This is a genomic window from Lacimicrobium sp. SS2-24, assembly GCF_002201535.1.
GTDB lineage: Bacteria > Pseudomonadota > Gammaproteobacteria > Enterobacterales > Alteromonadaceae > Lacimicrobium.
Window position 1 is genome coordinate 194,657 of record NZ_NIWW01000006.1, and the last position, 21,524, is coordinate 216,180.

At 50.0% G+C, this 21,524-nt stretch carries 20 protein-coding genes; 9 read left to right on the plus strand and 11 right to left on the minus strand.

Annotated elements, in window-relative coordinates; translation table 11 throughout:
* Positions 1-36: 36 nt before the first annotated feature.
* On the minus strand, positions 37-3,846 hold the full coding sequence (gene putA, locus CCY32_RS11885; protein ID WP_088330968.1) for a bifunctional proline dehydrogenase/L-glutamate gamma-semialdehyde dehydrogenase PutA: 3,810 nt from the start codon (positions 3,844-3,846) through the stop codon (positions 37-39).
* A 549-nt stretch (positions 3,847-4,395) separates the two neighbouring features.
* Between putA and CCY32_RS11890 the strand changes: the two genes are divergently transcribed.
* Positions 4,396-5,448 (plus strand): fatty acid desaturase, encoded by a 1,053-nt coding sequence (locus CCY32_RS11890; protein ID WP_088330970.1) that lies wholly within the window; start codon positions 4,396-4,398, stop codon positions 5,446-5,448.
* Between the two features lie 27 nt (positions 5,449-5,475).
* On the opposite strand, the gene CCY32_RS11895 is transcribed toward CCY32_RS11890, so the two are convergent.
* The 5 genes from CCY32_RS11895 to CCY32_RS11915 form a co-directional block, all read right to left on the minus strand.
* Entirely contained in the window at positions 5,476-5,919 is a 444-nt protein-coding gene (locus CCY32_RS11895) for a CopD family protein (protein ID WP_088330972.1), read from the minus strand.
* A 13-nt stretch (positions 5,920-5,932) separates the two neighbouring features.
* Positions 5,933-7,114 carry an NnrS family protein gene (locus CCY32_RS11900; RefSeq protein WP_088330974.1) on the minus strand — a complete coding sequence of 394 codons (1,182 nt, stop codon included), beginning with the start codon at positions 7,112-7,114 and terminating at the stop codon, positions 5,933-5,935.
* A gap of 22 nt (positions 7,115-7,136) precedes the next feature.
* On the minus strand, positions 7,137-9,803 hold the full coding sequence (locus CCY32_RS11905; protein WP_088330976.1) for an MFS transporter: 2,667 nt from the start codon (positions 9,801-9,803) through the stop codon (positions 7,137-7,139).
* A 159-nt stretch (positions 9,804-9,962) separates the two neighbouring features.
* Positions 9,963-10,835: a U32 family peptidase gene (locus tag CCY32_RS11910; protein ID WP_088330978.1), complete on the minus strand. Its 873-nt coding sequence runs from the start codon at positions 10,833-10,835 to the stop codon at positions 9,963-9,965.
* A 9-nt stretch (positions 10,836-10,844) separates the two neighbouring features.
* On the minus strand, positions 10,845-11,840 hold the full coding sequence (locus CCY32_RS11915) for a peptidase U32 family protein (protein WP_088330980.1): 996 nt from the start codon (positions 11,838-11,840) through the stop codon (positions 10,845-10,847).
* Positions 11,841-11,976: 136 nt separating this feature from the next.
* Here CCY32_RS11915 and CCY32_RS11920 point away from each other — a divergent pair, with 136 nt between their 5' ends.
* The 5 genes from CCY32_RS11920 to CCY32_RS11940 all read left to right on the plus strand — a co-directional run bounded on the left by CCY32_RS11920 (position 11,977) and on the right by CCY32_RS11940 (position 15,081).
* The gene (locus CCY32_RS11920; protein ID WP_088330982.1) at positions 11,977-12,453 is read left to right on the plus strand and encodes an SCP2 sterol-binding domain-containing protein; all 477 of its coding nucleotides are present in this window, start codon (positions 11,977-11,979) and stop codon (positions 12,451-12,453) included.
* Position 12,454: 1 nt separating this feature from the next.
* On the plus strand, positions 12,455-12,877 hold the full coding sequence (locus CCY32_RS11925) for a hemerythrin domain-containing protein (protein WP_168171504.1): 423 nt from the start codon (positions 12,455-12,457) through the stop codon (positions 12,875-12,877).
* Between the two features lie 2 nt (positions 12,878-12,879).
* Positions 12,880-13,299 (plus strand): hemerythrin family protein, encoded by a 420-nt coding sequence (locus CCY32_RS11930; protein WP_088330986.1) that lies wholly within the window; start codon positions 12,880-12,882, stop codon positions 13,297-13,299.
* Positions 13,300-13,354: 55 nt separating this feature from the next.
* A complete protein-coding gene (locus tag CCY32_RS11935) occupies positions 13,355-14,611 on the plus strand; it encodes an HD-GYP domain-containing protein (protein WP_088330988.1) in 1,257 nt (418 codons plus the stop codon).
* A 92-nt stretch (positions 14,612-14,703) separates the two neighbouring features.
* Positions 14,704-15,081, plus strand: coding sequence for a SirB2 family protein (locus tag CCY32_RS11940; RefSeq protein ID WP_088330990.1), 378 nt, complete (start codon positions 14,704-14,706; stop codon positions 15,079-15,081).
* A 126-nt stretch (positions 15,082-15,207) separates the two neighbouring features.
* On the opposite strand, the gene nrdD is transcribed toward CCY32_RS11940, so the two are convergent.
* On the minus strand, positions 15,208-17,025 hold the full coding sequence (gene nrdD / locus CCY32_RS11945; protein WP_088330991.1) for an anaerobic ribonucleoside-triphosphate reductase: 1,818 nt from the start codon (positions 17,023-17,025) through the stop codon (positions 15,208-15,210).
* Entirely contained in the window at positions 17,012-17,500 is a 489-nt protein-coding gene (gene nrdG, locus CCY32_RS11950) for an anaerobic ribonucleoside-triphosphate reductase activating protein (protein ID WP_088330992.1), read from the minus strand. The genes nrdD and nrdG overlap by 14 nt, the downstream gene beginning before the upstream one ends.
* A gap of 251 nt (positions 17,501-17,751) precedes the next feature.
* Between nrdG and CCY32_RS11955 the strand changes: the two genes are divergently transcribed.
* A complete protein-coding gene (locus CCY32_RS11955; RefSeq protein WP_088330993.1) occupies positions 17,752-18,162 on the plus strand; it encodes a ribonucleotide reductase subunit alpha in 411 nt (136 codons plus the stop codon).
* Between the two features lie 164 nt (positions 18,163-18,326).
* Here the strand turns inward: CCY32_RS11955 and CCY32_RS11960 are convergent, their stop codons facing one another.
* Together CCY32_RS11960 and yegQ are read right to left on the minus strand one after the other, a co-directional pair.
* On the minus strand, positions 18,327-18,518 hold the full coding sequence (locus CCY32_RS11960) for a YfhL family 4Fe-4S dicluster ferredoxin (RefSeq protein WP_088330994.1): 192 nt from the start codon (positions 18,516-18,518) through the stop codon (positions 18,327-18,329).
* A 4-nt stretch (positions 18,519-18,522) separates the two neighbouring features.
* A complete protein-coding gene (gene yegQ / locus CCY32_RS11965; protein WP_088330995.1) occupies positions 18,523-19,845 on the minus strand; it encodes a tRNA 5-hydroxyuridine modification protein YegQ in 1,323 nt (440 codons plus the stop codon).
* Between the two features lie 151 nt (positions 19,846-19,996).
* Here yegQ and mog point away from each other — a divergent pair, with 151 nt between their 5' ends.
* A complete protein-coding gene (gene mog / locus CCY32_RS11970) occupies positions 19,997-20,527 on the plus strand; it encodes a molybdopterin adenylyltransferase (RefSeq protein ID WP_088330996.1) in 531 nt (176 codons plus the stop codon).
* Positions 20,528-20,599: 72 nt separating this feature from the next.
* Positions 20,600-21,007, plus strand: coding sequence for a cytidine deaminase (locus CCY32_RS11975; RefSeq protein ID WP_088330997.1), 408 nt, complete (start codon positions 20,600-20,602; stop codon positions 21,005-21,007).
* A gap of 28 nt (positions 21,008-21,035) precedes the next feature.
* Here the strand turns inward: CCY32_RS11975 and CCY32_RS11980 are convergent, their stop codons facing one another.
* Positions 21,036-21,377: a hypothetical protein gene (locus CCY32_RS11980; RefSeq protein WP_088331058.1), complete on the minus strand. Its 342-nt coding sequence runs from the start codon at positions 21,375-21,377 to the stop codon at positions 21,036-21,038.
* Positions 21,378-21,524: the final 147 nt, after the last annotated feature.

The following is a 21,524-nucleotide window of genomic DNA, read 5'->3' on the forward strand; positions in this document are numbered from 1 at the left end:
CGGGGCTATTTTTTTACAAGTGTCCTGACGCTGTCGTCAGTAAAGCAACTCTTCATCTTCAATCAGAGTCATCAGTGAGGTATTCCCCCCCGAAGCGGTGGTGTCGATACTAATGGTTTTCTCGCACAACACACGCTGGATCAGGTTATCGTTATATTCTGCGGTGATCACCGGCAGAATCGCCCCTTCCCGCCGGGCCAGCAAATTGGCAATATAGGCGCTACGTTCACTGTTACTGTCAATGACCACTCCAGCCAGTTTAGGCTCTTCGAGCAGTGCCTGTAAGTGGCGCAAATGCACTACCTGAAACACCCCGTGTGGTGCACCGGTGGCCATAAACTTGTCACGAAACGCCAGCGCTTCCTCGTAGAACACATCAGACACCACCGAAATCACCGTATTCCCTGTGGCCAGTGCGGTAACGATAGACAACGTCCAATATTCAAAGGTTACGTCTTTGTCGGCAAAACACACCAGCACCCCACGTGGCTCCAGATACAGCACGTTGGATTCACCGGTTGGCCCCGGCAGTACCTTTGGCTTTTTCAGACGCTTTTCAATGGCGAACAGCTGCGAGCGTGCCACCGCCAGCGTGCTGTTTAAGTCATCGGCCAGCTCTTCGACAATATCGACTTTGGCGATTTTCGCCAGTAGCTGGCGCACCGAAGATGTTCGCGTGTTTAAATCCATTAACCGCCATTGCTGTTCGGCCGCCACGGCATTTTCCATCACCTCCCGGGCTTCCTGACGGTCACTGTCATTACTCTCCAGAGCCTCGTCCACCTCATTCCCCGTGGCCTCTTTAGGTGGCTTGGGCGTGGCTTTTTCCAGCATCAGGCGGGGCAGATAGTTAGGCCCGCCGGCTTTAGGGCCAGTACCGGATAAATTGCGTCCGCCAAAGGGCTGCACACCCACCACGGCACCAATCATATTGCGGTTGATGTACACATTACCGACCCGCGCCAGTCTGGCCAGTTCAATGGCCCGTTCATCAATACGTGAGTGAATGCCCATGGTTAAGCCATACCCGGTGGAATTGATTTTATCCATCACCCCGTTAAGCTCTGACGCTTTATAACGCACAATATGCACACAAGGGCCGAACACCTCTTTTTGCAACACGTCGATGTCTTTAATCTCATACAGACGTGGGGCAAAGTAGGTTCCCTTTGCGCAACTGTCCGGAATGCTGCTCTCAAATAACAGCTCTGCTTTGCCTTGCATGGCATCAACGTGAGCAGTCAAGTTTGCCAGTGCCTTGTTATCAATCACCGGGCCAACATCCGTTGACAGGTATGCTGGGTCACCCAATGATAATTCCGCCAGTGCGCCTTTGAGCATAGTAATCACCTGATCGGCGATATCTTCCTGCAGGTATAACACCCTGAGTGCAGAACAGCGCTGACCTGCGCTCTGAAAACCCGATGCGATAACATCGTCCACCACCTGCTCCGGCAGCGCTGTGGAATCCACAATCATGCAATTCTGACCGCCTGTTTCGGCGATCAGTGGCACCTGTTCGCCATGCCGTGCTGCCAGACTGCGGGCAATCAAAGAGCCGGTCTGAGTAGAGCCGGTAAACATCACTGCCTTGATACGCTCATCCGGCAGTAAGGTACTGCCAACTAAAGGACCTTCAGCAATCACGCTTACCACCACACCCGGAGGTAAGCCAACGGATTCCATCAGAGTAATCGTACGTTTGGCGATCAGGCTAGTTTGCTCAGCAGGTTTGGCTACTACCGTATTCCCGGTCACCAATGCGGCGACAACCTGGCCGAGAAAGATGGCCAGAGGGAAGTTCCATGGGCTGATACACAGCACCACTCCACGGGGAGAAAGACGTTCATCCTCGGCCAGCAGCTCTCCACGGGCAGCATAATAACGGCAGAAATCCACCGCTTCACGCACTTCGTCAACGCTGTCCTTGAGGGTTTTGCCGGCTTCTTTGATACAAATGGCGATCAGTTCATCACTGTGTCTTTCCAGAATATCGGCAATCCGGCGCAGCATATCGGCACGTTCCGACATGGGCTTTTGCGACCAGCTCTGGAAATGGCTGTGCGCCGTTTCCAGCTTTTCCAGCATGGTCTCTTTGGTATCATACTGATGATAACCAATAATCTCGTCGCGATTGGCCGGGTTGCGCACTGCGTGGTGGCCATCGGGAATGTCGGCTTCGCTAAAGCTGTTTTCGGTTACCCAGCGATCCAGCGTAATTTTCAGCGGGCTCAGGGCATTGATATCGGTAACATCCAGCCCTTTGGAGTTATCCCGCTCATCGCCAAACAGGGCGATGGGCTTTTGAATCTGTTCATTGTATTTGCGCTTCAGTCGCTGAGTTTTCTCCACCGGATCTTCAAGCAAAGATTCCACTGGCTTACTGTCATCCACAATGGCATTGACAAAGGACGAGTTGGCACCGTTTTCGAGCAAACGGCGCACCAGATAGGCCAGCAACTCTTCATGCTGGCCCACCGGCGCATAGACACGACACTGGATATGATCGGTTCTGACGATCTGATCATAAAGGGAGTCGCCCATGCCATGCAGGCACTGGAATTCAAACCCTTCTTTATCGTCACCGGCCAGCTCAATGATCACCGACGCGGTATACGCATTGTGCGTGGCGAACTGCGGATAAATGGTGTCGCGGTAATCCAGCAGGCGGTTGGCGCAGGCATGGTATGACACATCTGTAGATGACTTTCGGGTGAATACCGGAAAGTGCTCCAGCCCGTCTTTCTGGGCGTTTTTAATTTCTGTATCCCAGTAGGCCCCTTTAACCAGACGTACCATCATTTTGCGCCCGGCACGCTGAGTCAGATCGCGCAGCCAGTCAATCACGTACATGGCCCGCTTCTGATAGGACTGCACAGCCATACCAAAGCCGGTCCAGTTTTCCAGCTCCGGATCGGTAAATACCGCCTCAATGATATCCAGGGAGATATCCAGACGTTCAGATTCCTCGGCATCAACGGTAAGCCCGATGTCATACTTTTTCGCTAATAAACACAAAGCCTTGAGCCGTGGCGGGATCTCTGCCATGACCCGCTCTCTGTGGGTAAATTCATAACGCGGGTGAATGGCCGAGAGCTTGACCGAAATGCCGGGGCTGCGCCGCGGCCCTCTGCCACCGGCTGCAACGCCAATCACTTCGATGGCGTGGGCGTAGGCATCATAATAACGCTTGGCATCACGCATGGTGCGGGCCCCTTCGCCAAGCATGTCATAGGAATACACATAACCGATTTTTTCTTTGTTCTGGGCCCTTTCCACCGCATCTTCTATGGTCTCCCCCATTACAAACTGCCTGCCCATCACCTTCATGGCAATATTCATCGACTTACGAATGACCGGCTCACCAACCTTGCCGAGGGTGCGTTTTAGCAAACCAAATTGCTCGGCGCGGCGTTGATCGGCATAGCTGACCATGCTGCCGGTCAGCAGCAGGCCCCAGGAAGATGCGTTAACAAACAGCGAATCACTGCTGCCCAGGTGGCTACTCCAGCGCCCTTTTGACAGTTTGTCACGGATCAATTCATCCTGCGTTTTCTTGTCGGGTACCCGCAATAAGGCTTCGGCCAGACACATCAGTACCACGCCTTCATCACTGGACAAGGAATACTCTTCCAGCAGGGCGTCAATACCGCTGCTCCCACGCTGTTCACTGCGAATCTGTAACACCATTTTGCGGGCCCGCTCCCAGGCGCGACTGCGGGCACTCATATTAACTTCAGCATCGGGTAATATATGGTCAACAGCCAGGTTTTCATCGATGCGATAAAAATCCCTGATCATTTGTCTGATTGGGCATTCGGTAACGAGATTGTTATCGTATAACATGGCTGACCCTTCTTCTTACTGATGGTTAAATTATAAACATTACAGCTGATTTTTTGCGGAGCATATACCCGAAAATAGCTCTTGTCTACGTTTGCAGGAGCAAAGTGAATTTTATTACTCCCAACTCCTTTCAAAGCCTTTAAAAATGCGATTTAACTGCTTTAAAAAAAACATTAAGAATAGGCTTAATATCCTTTTTAAAGGCGTTTAAGTAGAAAATTTTCATGCAAATAGTGGCATAGTTCGCTTTTGAGGTGTTTTTTCTGCCAAACAGACAGGATAGCACTCAGAAAAGAAGCTGCACGTAGTACGGTGGTGAATGATTGAGCAGATAAGCGCAGCCTGAAGATAGCCCTGGTACGCGAAGACGGATCGAATTCATTGATGTATCACATCAAAAAGCCTGACCAGGACCCAAGAAGCAATCCTGCAAGAGCGAATCTGTCGATCCTTGCCCCAAAAGAAGCCACCTGGCTACGTTTCGACAACACTCAAACAACGCAGCGGCAGACAAAATTTGTTAGGCTTAGCGGTTTAACGAGGAGAACCATGCCAGTAATCAGCCCATCCGATGACTTGTCTTCGCAACAACGTATCCGCCACATCATCCAGACCATTCGCAGTGAAGAACAGTCTTGGCGTCAGCGCTATCCCATACTGCGCTACCAGAGTGTTATCGGGCTGGCTATCCTGCTAGGGGCGCTGGCGGGTATGCTGGGTGCCGCTGTCCTTTATTACCTGGAGTGGATCCCTGCCTGGGCTTGCATCATTGTGGCGGCGCTCTGTGCGTCCCTGTCCCATGAAATCGAACATGATCTGATCCATCGTCAGTATTTTCGTCATCAGCCCATTATCTATCATGGCATGATGCTGCTGACCTGGTTGATGCGCCCGAACACCGTTAACCCCTGGTACAGACGCAATATGCATCTTTTACATCACAAAGTTTCCGGTACCCCAAAGGATTTGGAAGAACGCCTGGTAGGCAATGGCATCACCTGGGGCCTGAGTCGCTTTATCGTCATGTTTGATGGCCTGCTGGGGCTGTGTCTGCGCCACGGGATTCTGCGCCGGGAAACAGACAACTTTTCAATGCTAAAACTGCTGGCGGCAACCTTTCCCCTGGCCAGCCTGTATTTTTTAACCTGGTATACGTTTTTGCTGTTCCACACCTATGACGCCCTCTTTGCGGGAGTTGGCGGGATTAGCGCAACAGTGTATCCGGAAACCATACTCTGGCTGTTGGAAGGCATTAATTTCGCGGTGGTAGTACTGATCGCACCTAACGTGATCCGTTCCGCCTGTTTAAACCTGATCACCTCCCACATGCATTATTATGGCAATGTGCAAAACCTGCTTCAGCAGACCCAGATTCTGGATCACTGGTATTTACTGCCCCTACAACTCTTTTGTTTTAACTTTGGCCGTACCCATTCAATACACCATTTTGTGGTCAGTCAGCCTTTCTATTTGCGCCAGTTAGTGGCCGGCAGAGTGTTAAAAGTAATGCGCAAACAGGGCATCAGACGCAATGATCTATCCACCTTACGCACAGGCAATGGCTGGCATAACGCCCCGGCGGTAAAAACAGCAATGCGCTGACCCAAGGGCTTGTCCCTGGCCACCAATCTAAAACCACCAGCCGGTTCGAAAACTGACGCCCAGCACCACAAACAACACAGAGATAAGGGTAACGGGGATAATATGCCAGGCCAGCTGGCGCAGATTTTTACTGCTGAGCGTTGGGATCACCCTGATTCTGGCATCAGCCGCCAGCAGCAGAGTAATCAGCAACAACAGTAATTTAAACCAGATAAGTCTGACCACAGGGTTATCCATTTGTAACCACAACGCAAAATCCGGAACCAGCCTGTACGCTAACCATACTCCGCTTAATACCTGAATAATCAGTGCCGGGATGCCAATTTTTTCATAGGCCTGCTCGAAATCCTGAATGCGGCTGACAGAGTTTTCCCGCAGCGCTTTGGGTAATATGGCCAGGGCCAGCACCAGATGTCCGCCGGTCCACACCGTTGCACCAAGAATGTGTAGCAGCAATACGATACCGTGCATAATGCCTATGTCCTTAACCCGGTTTACCGTCGATACGAGGGCGTGTAAGGATCGGCAAATAGATGAGCACAAAGAGTATAAAGGCGAAACACCACAGCAGTGTGCTGAGCAACAGCATGGACTGGATCTGACTGTGCCAGAGCCAGCTTCCCAGGGTTCTCACCAAACCAGCTAGTAGTACAGTCACAAACATAATGCTCATAAGCCAGTGAGCATGCAGTTTTCTGCCAGTATGTCCCAGTGACACTCTGGCCATCATGGCCACAATAATACTGCCGATAGCCCCGGTCGTTAGCAGGTGAATGGCGGTGCTTAAAGGCATCATATCACCGAGATAGTGGCCACTTAGGGCCAATAATCCGAGCGGCACAAACAAATAAGCCAGATGCAGTGACCATAACAGGGGCACTGAAAACGTAACCCACACCCGCCAGCGTATCCAACGAAAAAAATGCAAAACACCGGCAACCATGGCAATGATCCCCACAGCTTCATCGGGTAGCCAGCCACCAAACAGCCAGTGAAAAACCAATAACCATATGGATGCCAGAGCTGACTTGTCCAGCCACGGCAAAGACGACACCTTTTGTGTACCTGTGCCATTGGCGGTAAACATCGGAGTGACACGGCCCCCGATAACGCAGATTAGCGCCGTAATCAGCATCAGCATTAAATAGCTGCCATGGTGAAAGCCTTCAGCGTACACGCCCAGAACGGTCAGGTGAGTCATAAAATTCGCCGCAGCCATAATCAGCAATACCGGCACAAAAAACAGATTACGTTGCTGCCTGACCTTGATCAGCGGCCAGGCCATAAACCCTGCAGCCAGAGGTAAGAACAGCATGTCTAAGATCGCCACAACCGATTCCGGCCAGGGCGGGTTAACAAGCATTACGACACGCCCGGTAAGCCAGGTCGAAAACAGCAAGATCAGAGGCCAGCCGTTTATCCCGGGGACGCCCGTCCAGTTCTGAACAGCAGTAAGTAAAAAACCCACAATGACAGCGGCAGTAAAGCCAAACAACATTTCATGCCCATGCCAGAAATAACTCCCGCCATAGGGCGCAAGCCCCCAAAACCCGCTTAACATTCCGCCCCACCACCCAATGGCCAAAACAGAAAACAACGCAGCAAACAGGAAAAACGGACGGAAACCCAAACGCCAAAGGGGATGTGGCATATTATGTGTAGACATTTAGTATAAACTCCAAAGCATACTAACAAGGTACGGGGGCATTTCGCCTGGCATAGAACCACCAGGTCACCGCCACACAGCTTATGTAAAACACGATAAAACTATACAGCGCCAAGTGAGCGGAACCGGTAAGGATTATTGCCGTGCCATAAGACTTAGGAATAAAGAATCCGCCATAGGCGGCAATAGCAGAAATAAACCCCAACACGGCGGCTGACTCTCGGTTTCCCTCAATCTCTGCCTGTTTTTCCTGGCCTTGGCCCAGCGCCCTCGTGCGGAGTAACAAAAACATCGAGGGTACCATTCTGAAGGTCGCTCCATTGCCAATGCCACTGGCAATAAAAAGGAGTAAAAACATAGCAAAAAATCCATAGAAATTACCTGCCTGCCCCGGCTCTGGCAGAAAGTGAATCACACCAATTACACCGGCCGCCATCAGCATAAAATTCCACAAGGTGACCCGTGCTCCCCCCAGACGATCTGCCAGTACTCCACCGAAAGGCCTGGCCAGGGCGCCGGCCAGGGGGCCGATAAAGGCATACTTGACCGGATCAATATCCTCAAACAGCATGCCACTTAAGAGCGGAAAGCCCGCTGCAAAACCAATAAAGCTGCCAAAGGTGCCCAGGTACAGCCAGCACATCCACCAAGTATGGGAACGCCTGAAGATCACCGCCTGTTGTCGAAAGGATGATCTTGCGTCAGCAATATCATGCATACCAAACCAGGCTGCCAGCGACGCGAGGATAATCAGAGGCACCCAGATAAAGGCCGCGTTTTGTAACCAAATTGGCTGATGCTGACCTTCGTTCAGTGTCAGCATCAGAGGCTCACCGCCCGATGCGCCAAACACACTGGCAGAAATAACCAGCGGCCCCACCAGTTGCAAACCGGACACCCCCAGGTTGCCCAGGCCCGCATTTAACCCCAGCGCCGCACCTTTTTCGCCCTTAGGATAGAAGAAACTGATATTGGCCATGCTGGAGGAAAAATTACCGCCACCCAGGCCACATAACAGCGCAAGAATTAACATGATCAGATAAGGCGTGTCAGTATCCTGCAGGGCAAAACCCATCCAGATACAGGGTAGCAGCAAGGAGGCTGTCGATAACGCTGTCCAGCGGCGTCCACCAAAAATCGGTATCATAAAACCATAAAAGAGCCGCAATGTGGCACCTGAAAGTGCGGGCAGCGCGGCCAGCCAAAATAGCTGGTTTGCAGTATAACTAAAACCCAGAGCAGGCATTTTCACAACAATGATGCTCCAGATAGACCACACCGCAAACGCCAGAAACAAATTGGGAATAGAGATCCACAAATTACGGTTGGCGATAGCTTTTCCCTTTCGCTCCCAAAACTCTTTATCCTCGGGATCCCACTCATGCAATACCATGGAATCAGGCGTCGACATTTCCGGTAAATCTCTTACTGTCCACCCTCGTCCCATTTCATGGCGCTGGGCTTTGAGAATGGCAAAGTGCATCCATATTAAGGCCGCACTGGCGACAATAAACAACAACATAAAGCAGCTTTGCCAGATGCCAATCACATCATTAAGCATGCCAAAGGTCAGCGGTAATAAAAATCCGCCGAGTCCTCCCACCATACCGACCACACCACCGACGACCCCCACATGTCTGGGGTAGTAAACCGGAATATGTTTAAACACCGCAGCTTTGCCCAGAGACATAAAAAAGCCCAGAACAAAGGTCAGCATCACAAACATAACCAACGAGGTTTCCAGAGAAAACTCAATAGTGTCATCGATACCTCTGACATGATATTCCGTCGGAGGATAGCTGAGAATGAAGGTACTGATCACCGAGGCAATGAGCGTCCAGTACATGACGGTTCTGGCCCCATACTTATCTGACAGCCATCCACCCAGAATCCGGAATAAGGAGGCGGGTATGGTATACAGCGCCGCAAGAATCCCGGCAGTTGCCACACCCAGACCATACACCTCCATCAGGTAATGAGGCAGCCATAATGCCAGCGCCACAAAGGCGCCAAACACAAAAAAGTAATAAAGGGAAAATCGCCATACACGGATATCGGCCAGCGGCGAAAGCTGTTGTGCCAGCGTTGGCGCGTCGGCCTGACGCTGGCCTTGAGCAGGGTCGGGTCTGGCGAACATAATAAACCCTATACCCATTAGCCCTATTACCAGCGCATAGACCTGAGCCGTCCCCTGCCAACCGAGTGCCAGCATCAGGAAAGGGGCACCAAAATTCGTCAGGGCGGCACCCACATTACCGGCACCAAATATACCCAGAGCGGTCCCCTGCTTGTCTTTCTCATACCAGGCAGAGATATAGGCAACACCGACGATAAAGCCACCACCGGCTAACCCCACACCCAGGGCAGCGATAAGCAGTAAGGTATAACTGGTGGCAATACTGACCAGAAATACCGCCACCGCCGTCAGTAACATCAATAATCCGAAGACCCAGCGACCGCCAAACCTGTCAGTCAATACGCCGAGGAAAAGACGGCTGATGGATCCCGTCAGGATCGGAGTTGCCATCAGCAACCCCAGCTCAGTATCTGATAAGCCCAGTTCCTGCTTGAGTTGGATCCCCAGAATGGAAAATATTGTCCAAACCGCAAAGCAAAGGGTAAAGGCAAAGGTACTTAAACTCAGCGCACGCCGCTGATCGGCCGGGGCCACTGTTCCTGCTTCGATCATGCTGTTAACTCAGGCTGTAAAAGTCATACCAGGTCTGCAAAGCATACGCTTAGCATCCCCCGGCCTCTATACAGAAAAAGAGGCAAGGCCTGGCTCAACGGTACCCACTAAGGAGTAACACCAATCATCTGAACAATAACCCTGAGAGGTTGATGGCAATCAGGTCGCCAGACTCATTCCGGCTATATTGTGCCAATATCCGTTACAATCTCGCTCAACCCTCTGCGGATTTTCTCCCCGCTCATTAGCTCGAAAACGCTCCAACCAATTTAATGTATCCACGGATAAAGGACTCAGGCGCGCCACATCCACCAGACCTTGCATACCAGGTAAATCATTGACGAGGTTGTAGCATTGTCCGGACTGGGTCTGAATACCGTTTAACACAAACAGCTCCTGTCCTTCCTGAGAGCGGGTCTGACGCCCATTAGGGTAGCGAATACAGCACAGGTCACATTGATCCTTAGGCCGGTTTTCGGAACGGGCAGTAAAACATCGTGCCGAATACGCCAGAGGGAGATAACCATAACTCAATACCTCCACTTCAAACTGATTTCTGATCCCCAACTCCTCGCAACCGCATAATATCTTTTGTAACCAATCCCGGGAAAGCTCAACCGGCATGACCCAGCGCTGCATCCCCAGCTTTAATAGTCGTTGCAGGCTATGCTGGCTATAGCAGTTAATCGCAGCTCCCGCTACAAAAGGCTTGTTGTTTTCATGAAGAAACTGAATAGCGCCGACATCATTGGCCTCGATCAGAATATCCCCGTTATCACAATAGGTTTTCAGGGTTTTGACTTCCGATGGCGCTTCCAGCAGCGCCATGGTAGAAAGCACAATCTGCTTCCCTTTCCCTGCCAGTTCACACGCCAGGGAAAGCCAGTCTTTGGTTTTCAGCTCACGGCGCTTTGAGCACACGGTTTCCCCAAGATAAAGGATCTCAGCGCTGCTTTGCATTGCCTGCTGATAAAACTCTTCGACCTGATGTTTCGGCCAGAAATACAAAATAGGGCCCAATGAATACTGCATGATATGTTCCTACTGCCATTTTCTGTGATACGCACCCAAGGAAGTCTGGCGACCTTCGGATACCGCTTCGAGACCTTGATTCCAGGCCGGTTGAGATGAGAAGTTGCTACTGTCCCGTGCACAGGCATCAATGGCCTGACGCCAGATGCGGGTCACCTGCTCAACATAGGCCGGGCTGCGCTGACGCCCTTCGATCTTCACTGCGCTGATACCGCATTGCATCAGCTCGGGCAGTAATTCCAGCGTGTTCAGACTGGTGGGTTCTTCAAGGGCATGATAAACGGTACCCTCAACGTCAAAACGCCCCTTGCACAAAGTCGGATAGCCGGCGTTTTCATGCGGCTGATAACGGTCGATCAACACATCATTTAATCGGGACTCCAGCCCCTGAGCCGTTTCCTGGCAACGCACGAAAGAGGCTGGAGAACAGGCACCAGCGGTATTGGGTGACTCCCCGGTCATGTAAGAAGACAAGTAACAGCGTCCCTCAGCCATAATACAAAGACTGCCATAAGCAAAGACTTCCAGCTCCACCGAGGTTTGCCGTGCCAATTGCTTGACCTGGTGAATCGACAACACCCGAGGTAAGACAACCCGACTGACATTAAAATGCTGCTGGTAAAATTGAATTGCCGCCGTATTAGTTGCAGAAGCCTGCACCGAAAGGTGTACATCCAGTTCAGGATATTTATTGCTGGCATAATCGAGTACTGCCAGGTCAGCCAGAATAAGGGTGTCTGCACCATTATCGACGGCGGTATCCACGGCATATTGCCAACGCCGCCAGCCGTCCGGGTGTGCAAAAGTATTGATGGCAATGTGCAGCTTTTTACCATGCTGATGCAGATAATCTGCAGCTTTTAAAAGCTTGTCACCGGCAAAATTAAGACCGGCAAAATGCCGGGCATTGGTATCATCTTTAAGGCCGATGTATACCGCATCGGCCCCTTCCGCTACGGCCTTTTTTAACGCTGGCATACTGCCAGCGGGGCACAATAGTTCCATTGGAACACTCCTGATAATGGTTGAGCTATTTACTCAGGTATTGTGACAAAGCCAATCCACACAAATATTGATTTAGATTAAAAAAATACGGGCTAAAGCTGACTAAACTATCGGAAAATATGATGTGAGGTAATCTATGCGCAACGTTCCTGTACAACCGATATCCCTTCTCAGGTCGGCTGTAAGACTGTTAAGTCGTATACCGGCAGGTGTACAACAACCCTGTGCCAGTAACCTGCTGAACCTTGCACTGCACCAGCAACTGGACGACGGTGAACTGGACTTTCTTACCGGCAAAGTTTTCAGGATCACACTCACCGATATCCCCAAAAGTTGGTTTATTACGCTTAAAAATAAACGTTTGGTCGTGCTACTGACAGGTAAAGAGGATGCCTGCATCAGCGGCAAACTAGAAAGTTTTCTGGCGTTGGCCAGTCAGCAGATAGATCCGGACACCCTCTTCTTTCAACGTAAGCTGAGCATCAGCGGTGATACTGAGTTAGGGCTATATGTAAAAAACCTGCTGGATAGTCTTGAGCTTGACGCATTGCCAACGCTATTTGCCCGACCATTACAATACTATGGCAAGCATTTCACGCCGAGGGAGGCTTAACATGCATAAATTTATTACTGACTTTTTTAATACTAATCATCAGGCACTGGAATTGTTGTTTATTGCCTACAGACGCAATAAAACACTGGATTCGGTCTATGCAAGACAGTTATTCGATAAGTTTAAATCGGGTATGCAGGAGCATATAGGTTGGGAAGAAAACTTGCTGTTGCCAGCACTCGAAGCCGCTAACAGAAAAAGTTTTCCTACGGACAAGGCCCGTGTCGAACACCAACAGGTGATGCAACAGATAAACTGGATTGAGGGGTTACTGGACAAAGGGGTAGATACGGCGCAAGATGACTTATCTCTCGAGTATATGCTCAATGACCATTTCGAAAATGATGAATTCAATCTGTATCCGGTGTGCGACAAGGTGTTGTCTGATGATGATACCGCACGCATCCTGATGGCAATCTACTGATCATGCCTACCGAGCTGCTGTTGTGGTCTCACCATTGTGTCATTTACAACCATACCCGTGTTAACGAGCAGCATGCGCATCTATTTGAATCAGTCAATAAGCTGTACCTGCGGATTAAAGACAATGCAAAACAGGACACAGTTTTAGCCAATGCCGAGGCGTTATATCAGGATACAGTGACTCACTTTCGTGAAGAGGAAGCCTTATTTTCTGAATGCACTGGTGATCAGTTTACTCTTCACCGACTGCAACATAAGCATTATCTGGAAGCACTCCGCGGCTTTTGTGATCGCCTGCACAGCGATATCAACCTGTCAGTTGAGTCTCTGACCGATCAACTAAGACATTTGGCTGATTGGTATCAGGCCCACATTCTTACTTCAGATAAACAGTTGGAAGACATCTCTTCTACTCCACATTAACACCTGTGCAGTCGCCGCGTTATACTGGTCACAGTTTTCATCACATCAGTTGCACATGAGCCGAGTCAAAATTCACCCCGATATGCTTCAACTGGGCATGTATGTCCGGCTTCCCTCTGGCTGGATGAAGCACCCCTTCATGAGAAACAGCTTTCTACTCACTAAAACCGAGCAAATCCGAATTATCCGTTCACTTAAACTGCCTTTTGTCATTATCGACGGCAGCAAAAGCCAGGTACAACCTACTCCTGAGTTTACAGCCGCCCCTGCTGAAGAAGAACCAGCTCAGCCGGTGGATGCCCTGCGAGAAGAAATGGAAGACGAGAAGAAGCAGCGTATTGAGGAGCTAAAAAAGTTTCGCAGAAGCCTGCAAAAAACCGAAAAGGCTTACGGCCAAAGTTTGTCTCAGGTACGCAGCCTGATGAACAAACTCAGCAGCAGGCCACTGCAAGCGATAGAAGAATCGAACGCACTGGTAGGCAATCTGGTGGAAACCATTCTCAGTGAGAACGGCGCGATACTGCATTTAATGAATACGGATAATCAGCAGGAGGATCTTTACTATCATTCGCTGAACGTATGCGTACTGGCACTGATGCTGGCCAAACAATGCGGTATCAGCAAAGCCGAATGCATGATACTTGGTCAGGCAGCGTTATTTCATGATATCGGTAAACAAAAAATTCCCTCTCAGATATTGCGCAAGCCAACAGCCCTGACAAAACCCGAAGCCAACATGCTGAAGATGCACAGCCAATACACGGTGCAATTATTAGAGCACGCGCCGCAACTGGAAAAAGCCATACTCACACTGGCTTTGCAGCATCACGAGTATATGGATGGCTCGGGTTATCCAAAAGGTCTCAAGCAACAGGATCTTCATCCGCTGGCGCCACTGCTTATTCTGGTGAATAGCTACGACTCACTATGCCACCCTAGGGAGCCCGAAAACGCCCGAATTCCATACAGCGCGCTGTCCTATATGTTCAAATCCATGCGCAGTAAACTACCGGAAAAAGAACTCAAGCTGTTCGTCAAGCTACTGGGGATTTATCCTCCGGGTACCGTCGTTCAATTAAGTGATAAAAGTATTGGGCTGGTGATGTCAGTCAACACCAATGATCTGCTTCACCCGAGTATCATTGTATACGATGAAAACATCCCCAGGACTGAAGCGCCTTTATTGGACCTGAAGGATAATAATCTCAAGATAGTAAAGGCCATCAAACCCAGTCAATTGCCGCAACCTGTCTATGAGTACTTAAATCCGCGTTTACGTGTCAGTTACTATGTAGATAAAGCACCAATGTGAGTGCTGCAATGGGGCGCGTCCTGATTTCAGTAACACGGTGACCCCTCCCCATAAAAAGACAACAACATCATCACTGGGAATAGGGAGTATCAATGGAATATTATCTGCCAATCAAACACATGCATATGCTGTTTGCGTACCTCAGCGCACTCTTATTTGTAGCCAGAGTGCTTATGGATCAAGTTGGCTACCAAGCCTGGCGAAAAAGCGTTTTGAGCTATATTCCTCATATCAACGATAGTCTGTTGCTGACCTTTGCGTTTTTACTTGTTGCCCTTGGTCCCTGGAACCCCTTTGCTCATGCCTGGCTTGGGATCAAGCTCCTGCTACTTATAGGCTATATTGTGGCCGGACTCATTGCCCTCAGAATCTCAGGCCAGGTGCCCGTGAAGCGTATCGCTGCCTTGCTGGCATTGGCTCAACTAGTGGGTATTTTTTATCTGGCCACTGCAAAGCCAGATATTTTTTAAGACTGAACACATCGATTGCTCGGTTAACCACATCCTATTCTTCTTCAAATAGATGCTGGTATCGAGCCGGTGGTACCAACCAAACCCGGCCCAGGTGTATTAAACCATAGGGCCGGGATTAATATTTCAGGCTGACACTGCAGGGACATATTCACCAGAAACGTTTGCCCGTTCCTTGTGGTAATAACGCAAGTCATGCTCCAGTCGTCGGCCTTCACTGAACGCTGATACCCGCTTTAAATAACCGATGACCCGGGTGCCATAATCAATATCCTCAGAACCACATTCACTGCAACGCTTAAGGCTGCGCTTGTCGATATGCTCACAGTGATTACAGATGGTAATGCGCACATTCACACAAAAGTAATTGCATCCGGTACGGGCAGCAATGTTATACAAATTCAAAAAGTTCTGTTCAGTTAGCTTTTCTTCAAGATTCAGATGCAATGCTGAACCGCCATCCAGATAGCGGGTCATCTGTTCACCATGCAGCACAAACTTATCCAGATGGTTGATCTGCTCATCTTCGACCACATAGAAATAACTGTTGTAGCAATCTCTTGGCACCTGATAGCCGTCTTTTCTGTCCCAGTTGGCATTTTTAATGCCAAGATTCTCAGCCGGTACAAACTCGGTATTAAACATATAGCCCCAGGTTTTACGGGCTACCCGGTTAGCGTCATAGATCACCTTTAATTTTTCATCGATAAAGCGCTGGTAGTCCTGATTCAGTCCCGGTCTGATCCCCAGATATTCCGCCGCTTCCACCATACCGTTTACCCCTATGGTCAGAAACTGCTTATCCAGGCTGATAAAGCCGGCATCGTATACCGGCAACATGCCATTGGCCTGATGCTCCTCCATCAGTTTGCGGTAGGCCACCTGATATTTCTGGATCTTGTCCACCTCAGTGGCCAGATCGCGACCATCCTGCACCAGGCGATTCATATTGATGGTAATCACATTTATCGACCCGGTTGCCACACCCCCTGCCCCTAAACTGTAAGAAAAGGTGTTGTCACTGATTTCATTACGCAAACGGCAACAGGAGGCTAACGAATCGGCACTTTGCGACTGATACACAAAAAATGAGCCGCCCTCACTCATATTGTGGGCACAGGTACGGGCAAAGGCTTTATCTTTTACTGCCCCGTCTTTGGTCAGCATCGCTGCGGTGACAACTGGAAAAGTCAGGATGGTTTTATTTCGCTCACGGTTGAACCAGTCGAGGAAAAAGCCCTGCAACGCGTTGACAGATGTCCACTCGGGCTTACTCATATCGGGGAAGACAAACTGGCCAAACATAGCGTCAAAATAGTAACTGTCATACACCGAGATATTCCAGAACACACTCTGATAGCCACGAGCAGCGGCGGGTTGATTTAACGCATAGACCACATGTTGAAGATGGTTTTCTATCGCCTTGGTATGAGTGTGCAAGTAATCTTCGCCGTAATCCTTGCGCGCAAAATAATCAAAGTAAGTGAGAAACTCTACCGTAGCGACTGCCCCGGCAAACTGCGCACTGATGGCAAACACCAGGTTCACAAAACTACCGCAGAAGGACTCCAGGTGCTGAGGCGCTTTTGACTCACCACCAAGCTCTGTCAGCCCTTTGAGCAAAAAGGGGTACATGGTAATGGACGTACAATAGGGCTTAAGGCTGGTTTCGTCATGTACATAGATCTCATGATCTTCTATCTGGCGCACATACTCATCGGCCAGCTGTGTATCAAACAGCTCAGCAATCTTGTTCTTTACCTGAGCGCGGTTAACCTGAATAAAGAAGTCCTTCATCAGTTCGGCTTCGAGCGTGGCGATATTTTTATGGGTGACATTGGCATTAGCATCGAGCTTCGAACCATCAGCCGCGTTGGCGGCCTGTTGATAATCACGGATAAAGTCCAGTTTGTTTTGCAGTTGCTGAGGATTAAGCGGCAACATGGTTATTCTCCTGAAAACGAAAGTTGAGTAAATTGCCACTGCCAAGCTCAAGAAACTTCTGGTTGGTGGTGGCACTATCGAGGCCGCCGAGTTCGGTGTGCCAGCGGCCGGTTTTAAGATAATCAAGCTGGCTTTGCAGACGCGCAGGCACGCTGTTCATACCCGTATACAAACAGGTTTTAAGGCCTGCCTGACGGGCAATGCGCAGTTTGTTAAGCAGCACATCGGGATGCCATTCACCACCGAAAAACAGCACACAGGTGATCAAGTGCTGATATCGCTCAAGCCAGACTTCAAAAGTGGCATCAGTAAGGGCGTCCCCCTTGTCAGGATCCCAGGTGTCACGACTATGACAACCAGCACAGGCCAGAGGACAGCCGGTTATGGTAAAGGCCAGGGAAACTTCATCGGGCACTTCCTGAAAACAGATTTGCGGGGGAAAGCTGTTGAAAGGTCTTTCTGTAGCTAACAACATATCTTGTGCCTATTTACTTTTATTAACACCATATATTGTGTTTAAGCCTAGACAGACAGAGATTATTTAAATTGATCTGGATCAAAAGTACGCAACTCTTGTGGGCTGTGAAGCAGAAGAACCGTCACAAGCCCAGCACAGTGGGGCTTTTAGGGAACTACCCACAAAGGGGTATGGGTCATGCCCGTTAATTGCCAAAGAATGAAAAGAAGAGTGAGATAAACTGCCCCTTGCCATTTGAGGAGAACATTATGCAAATCACGTCTTATCAGGATCTTATTCTTGCCTGCTATCAACAGCACGAGCCTCAACGTTTGTTGTTTGTGTTCGCCTGTGCTGAATTACCCACAGGCCATACCGAAAAACAGCAGCAGGAATTTGAACAGGGTGGTGGCGGCGCATTAAATCCCGTTCTTTGTGTAGACAAACTGCCTTCCGAAGCCGAAGATTTTGACGCTTTAGTGGAAGAGTCGAAGCAGACCGGTATTGACTGGGATATCGTGTTTATCTCAGCCATGGACGGCCGTGGTGGATTTGCGCCTAATTCTGATGAAGCCTCCCAGCCCCTGCGCATGATGATGAGCAAGATTCAGTCTGGCATGATCAGTGATTTCCTGACCTTTGACCGCGAAGGCGACCTCGTAGAGCTGGTGCCGGGTTAAGCACCGATAAGTGTTTAACCGCAGAGCCACTGAGAAAGCTGAGGGGACATTCCCGCTTGTTTTGTTCGGGAATCCAATGCCCTGTTCTAACCGGAACATAAAGTCGTTAGGCGTAGCAGAAGTATTTCTAATAACTGAAAGCTGACAACTGAAGACTTTTACAACTAATTCAACGGCTCGATACAATCCAGCGGGCAGACGGCGATGCAGGCGGGAGTATCGTAATAACCTTCACATTCAGTACAAAGATTGGGATCAATCTCGTAAATACTCTTCCCCATCTTAATCGCTTCGTTGGGGCACTCGGGCTCACACAGGTCACAATTGATACAGTCTTCAGTAATCAACAAACTCATCAGGTCACTCCTTATCACAGCGAATTAACAGGCCATAGTCGGTAGAGATCTCGGGTGGTAAGGGCAAAAAGCGACGGTGGCCTGAGCCCGGCGCCACAGACTGTGGCTTGTGATGTGGGTCAAACAGCTGCTCTAACACAAAACGATGATTCCCTGTCGGTGTCATCAGCATCATGTTATCGCCCACGGCAAAGTGGTTTTTAACCTCAACCTCTATCAACTGGGTGTCTTTATCCCGGCCAAGTACCTCACCAACGAATTGCTGCTTGTCACTCAGGGATGCGCCTTGCTGGTAGTTCTGTAGCTCAGATTGGGGAATATGACGACGCAAGAATCCTTCCGTATAACCCCGCGATGCCAGTCCTTCCAGCTCCATCATCAAAGCCTCATCAAAAGGTTTACCGGCCAGCGCATTGTCGATAGCCTGACGGTAAAGCTGCGCCGTGCGGGCCACATAATAAAAGGACTTGGTGCGCCCCTCGATTTTTAAAGAATGGACCCCTGCCTGAATCAGTCTCGGCACATGCTGGATGGCCCGTAAGTCTTTGGAGTTCAGGATATAGGTACCGTGCTCATCCTCGTACATGGGCATCGGCGAATCAGGGCGTTGTTTTTCCGTCAGCAGCTTCGGCTCTGGGGCCCGGTAATGCTGTACGCCGGAGCATGAATCCTCGCTATGAACCGGGATAAGATCGCCATTTAACTGCTCCTGCGCATCGGTAACGTCATACTGCCAGCGGCAGGCATTGTTACAGGCGCCCTGATTGGGATCCCTCTTATCCATGTAGCCCGATAAAAGACAGCGACCTGAGTAGGCCATGCATAAGGCACCATGAACAAATACTTCCAGCTCCATATCGGGCACTTCTGCACGAATACCTTCGATTTCCTGCAGAGAAAGCTCTCTGGATAAAATTACCCGCTCAATGCCCATCTGTTGCCAGAATTTTACCGCCGCCCAGTTCATGGTATTCGCCTGTACCGACAGGTGCAGCGGTACATCAGGAAAATGCCCTTTGAGCAGCCAGATGACGCCCGGGTCAGAGACAATAAAGGCATCAGGAGACATCTCCGCAATCGGTGCCACGTCCTCGACAAAAGTCTTTAACTTGGCGTTATGTGGGGCGATGTTCAGCACCACATAAAACTGTTTTCCCAATGCATGGGCCTCAGATATTCCCTGCGCCAGGCTATCCAGATCAAAACCATTGTTGCGCACCCGCAAACTGTAACGGGGTAAGCCGGCGTAGACCGCATCGGCACCATAGGCAAAGGCATAACGCATGGCTTTGAGGCTGCCTGCCGGTGAGAGTAATTCAGGATACATAGGCACGATTTGTTAAAAAACACTGGCGGCTATTATGCAAATCCATGCCGGACAGGTGTTGATCTGGCGCAACCTCCTACCCCTTTTGTGCGATTGTTCACAAAGACAATTGCCGCTAGGATAGGCCCTCAACGAGACAGAAGGACATTCTATGTCAGCCAGAATAGGAATTTTGACCGTCAGTGATCGCGCCAGCCGGGGTGAGTATGAAGACCTCTCCGGCCCCGCCATTATCGATACACTCAACGCCTATCTGAGCAGTGAGTGGCAACCGGTATACCGAATAGTCGAAGATGAACAGCCGTTGATTGAACAGGCATTGGCGGAACTGGTTGATAACGAAGGCTGTGCCCTGGTAGTCACCACTGGCGGCACCGGTCCGGCCAAACGGGATGTCACCCCGGAAGCCACTGAAGCGGTATGCGATCGCATGATGCCCGGCTTTGGTGAACTGATGCGTCAGGAGAGCCTTAAATACGTACCTACAGCGATACTTTCACGTCAGACAGCCGGTCTGCGGGGGCAATCGCTGATCATTAATCTACCAGGCAAACCGAAGGCCATCCGCCAATGCCTGGATGCGGTGTTCCCGGCGGTGCCTTACTGCCTGGATCTGATGGACGGACCATACCTTGAGTGTCATGAGGAGATAATTAATCCTTTTCGCCCTAAATCAGCGTAACCGCGTGGCTGTTACCATGAGGCAACAGAGGTTATGATTCCATCTCTTTTTAATTGAGGTCATCTACACACAATGCTGACTGAATCATTGCTAAAAGCCAGGGCCGTTGCCCGGGAGGCTTCGAACAGCGCCTACATCCCCTATAGCCAGTTCCCTGTTGGCGCAGCACTAATGTTAGATAATGGGCAGATTATTGCGGGATGTAATGTGGAAAATGCCAGTTACGGCTTATCCAATTGCGCAGAAAGAACCGCCATATACAGTGCTATAGCACAGGGACACAAGGCGCAGGAATTTGCCGCGATGCTGATTTATATGCCCGGAGAAAAACTGTATTCCCCATGCGGCGCCTGTCGCCAGGTCATTGCAGAGTTTTTTGATCCCGGCGTTATGGTTTACGCCACCTGTGACAATGACACTTATCAAAGCTGGCGAGCCGATGAGCTGCTGCCAGGACTGTTCAGCATGCAACAAAAGTAACTAACGGAGACAGAATTAGGGCTTTTTATTAAATGCAGCCTCCGCAACTGCCACAACGCCAGTCTGCCGCATTCACGGCACGATAAAACCAGCACAGGTGTTCCTCATCCAGCGGAATACGATGCTGTTCAAACACCTCCGCCAGCCAATGAATATTCTGTTCAATCCACTCTACTTCCGGCGTTCCTTCGATAAAGTCATCTTCATCGGGAAACAGGTAACTGAAGTTACCATAGGTGTCCATATCGTTTTCAGCCCGTTCAGAGGGCAATGTTATTGGCAGTCCCTGATAATGGATCACCCAATGGCCGAGGCACAATGTATGTCCTTGTGCCGACCATTTAGCCGTAAAGGGATTGTCATTGCTCATTAGATTAATAAACCATGGAGGCACAATTGAAAGTAGGTCGGGGTGTATCCCGACAAATTCTTCATAGCCAGAGTTCATTGTCGGGTTGAAACCCTACCTACTGCTTGCAGGCTACACTGGCTGTCAGTGCCCCTTACACCTAACTCC

What these genes read in the sequence shown, in the direction of transcription:
- putA (WP_088330968.1), bottom strand. Translation starts at nt 3,846, where the DNA reads ATGTTATACGATAACAATCTCGTTACCGAATGCCCAATCAGACAAATG.
- CCY32_RS11890 (WP_088330970.1), top strand. Translation starts at nt 4,396, where the DNA reads ATGCCAGTAATCAGCCCATCCGATGACTTGTCTTCGCAACAACGTATC.
- CCY32_RS11895 (WP_088330972.1), bottom strand. Translation starts at nt 5,919, where the DNA reads ATGCACGGTATCGTATTGCTGCTACACATTCTTGGTGCAACGGTGTGG.
- CCY32_RS11900 (WP_088330974.1), bottom strand. Translation starts at nt 7,114, where the DNA reads ATGTCTACACATAATATGCCACATCCCCTTTGGCGTTTGGGTTTCCGT.
- CCY32_RS11905 (WP_088330976.1), bottom strand. Translation starts at nt 9,803, where the DNA reads ATGATCGAAGCAGGAACAGTGGCCCCGGCCGATCAGCGGCGTGCGCTG.
- CCY32_RS11910 (WP_088330978.1), bottom strand. Translation starts at nt 10,835, where the DNA reads ATGCAGTATTCATTGGGCCCTATTTTGTATTTCTGGCCGAAACATCAG.
- CCY32_RS11915 (WP_088330980.1), bottom strand. Translation starts at nt 11,840, where the DNA reads ATGGAACTATTGTGCCCCGCTGGCAGTATGCCAGCGTTAAAAAAGGCC.
- CCY32_RS11920 (WP_088330982.1), top strand. Translation starts at nt 11,977, where the DNA reads ATGCGCAACGTTCCTGTACAACCGATATCCCTTCTCAGGTCGGCTGTA.
- CCY32_RS11925 (WP_168171504.1), top strand. Translation starts at nt 12,455, where the DNA reads ATGCATAAATTTATTACTGACTTTTTTAATACTAATCATCAGGCACTG.
- CCY32_RS11930 (WP_088330986.1), top strand. Translation starts at nt 12,880, where the DNA reads ATGCCTACCGAGCTGCTGTTGTGGTCTCACCATTGTGTCATTTACAAC.
- CCY32_RS11935 (WP_088330988.1), top strand. Translation starts at nt 13,355, where the DNA reads ATGAGCCGAGTCAAAATTCACCCCGATATGCTTCAACTGGGCATGTAT.
- CCY32_RS11940 (WP_088330990.1), top strand. Translation starts at nt 14,704, where the DNA reads ATGGAATATTATCTGCCAATCAAACACATGCATATGCTGTTTGCGTAC.
- nrdD (WP_088330991.1), bottom strand. Translation starts at nt 17,025, where the DNA reads ATGTTGCCGCTTAATCCTCAGCAACTGCAAAACAAACTGGACTTTATC.
- nrdG (WP_088330992.1), bottom strand. Translation starts at nt 17,500, where the DNA reads ATGTTGTTAGCTACAGAAAGACCTTTCAACAGCTTTCCCCCGCAAATC.
- CCY32_RS11955 (WP_088330993.1), top strand. Translation starts at nt 17,752, where the DNA reads ATGCAAATCACGTCTTATCAGGATCTTATTCTTGCCTGCTATCAACAG.
- CCY32_RS11960 (WP_088330994.1), bottom strand. Translation starts at nt 18,518, where the DNA reads ATGAGTTTGTTGATTACTGAAGACTGTATCAATTGTGACCTGTGTGAG.
- yegQ (WP_088330995.1), bottom strand. Translation starts at nt 19,845, where the DNA reads ATGTATCCTGAATTACTCTCACCGGCAGGCAGCCTCAAAGCCATGCGT.
- mog (WP_088330996.1), top strand. Translation starts at nt 19,997, where the DNA reads ATGTCAGCCAGAATAGGAATTTTGACCGTCAGTGATCGCGCCAGCCGG.
- CCY32_RS11975 (WP_088330997.1), top strand. Translation starts at nt 20,600, where the DNA reads ATGCTGACTGAATCATTGCTAAAAGCCAGGGCCGTTGCCCGGGAGGCT.
- CCY32_RS11980 (WP_088331058.1), bottom strand. Translation starts at nt 21,377, where the DNA reads ATGAGCAATGACAATCCCTTTACGGCTAAATGGTCGGCACAAGGACAT.